Here is a 1,017-nt window from a genome sequence, read left to right on the forward strand (position 1 = left end):
CACTTGCTTACCAAGCGCATTGCGCTATGGTTCGAAACAGCCTTGAGCGAACTAAACAATACGACTTGCTAAAAAACGACATTGAATTAGTGACGTTCGCAAATCAAAAGATTGCCGACCAGTTTAGAAAAGTAAATAACTCACAAAGAAAAATCTCGCCCGCGAGCAAAGACGATGTCATTCACACATTACGCATTAAATGCAAAGCTCTACGCTACCTGCTGGAGTGCTTCTCTGCTCTCTATCCCGCGCAACAACACAAAGAAAATGTGCAGCAACTTAAGCTGCTTCAAGACAAGCTCGGCGACTTCAATGACACTTCGACTCAAATTGCGTTTTTCACCCAGCTCCGCAAAGACAAACGCTACAACAAACCAGATCGCCAAGTACTCAAATCTCTGATTAAGGAAATAAAACAGGCCCATGAGCAGTCTCGGCAATCTACCTTACTTCGTCTAAAAAGTTTTGATTCATTTATCAATGACGCTTCGACGTTAGAGATTTACCGTTAACCACGAGGAATGAACCGGTAAAACATTCTGCTGATGTTCACGTGTTCTTCACACTCGCTCACTAGAGTATAAGGTTGGACAGTTTTAAGTAAGACAACGTGAAACCACTAAAACGATACCAATACGAACGCTACGCCGTACTGTGCAACCTCGCGTATCCAAGAGTCTTTAAACAAACACGTTATGGCTTCGATCCGAATGGTCAGCGAGTCATCCGAAACGAACACGGCAAGATTATGATTCGCGTACTGTGGAGCAAAAACCGCGATGAAGTCGTGGTCGTTATTAAAGGTTCTCACAGCATTACCGATTGGTTGCTCAACTTTGCAATGTGGACACGAAGCTGCCGTCGATTAGGTCTCGACTACCGTATTCACGCAGGGTTTTATCACCTATTGTTCCAAGAAAGTTTACCTAGTAGAAACGAAGACCGCTTAGGTTTGAGCGTGATAGAACGCCTAGAAGCAACCGTTGTCCCGCTTATTCTGCAAGGCAAGCGCATTTC

General features: G+C 44.3%; 2 protein-coding genes. Both read left to right on the forward strand.

Annotation, left to right across the window (positions count from 1 at the left end):
- A partial coding sequence (locus R7Q46_RS25315; RefSeq protein WP_318077959.1) for a CHAD domain-containing protein occupies positions 1 to 512 on the forward strand: 512 nt, incomplete at its 5' end.
- Positions 513 to 610: 98 nt separating this feature from the next.
- Positions 611 to 1,017 (forward strand): lipase family protein (locus tag R7Q46_RS25320; RefSeq protein ID WP_411978768.1); only part of this gene is annotated, 407 nt, incomplete at its 3' end.

Source organism: Vibrio sp. 811, assembly GCF_033339195.1.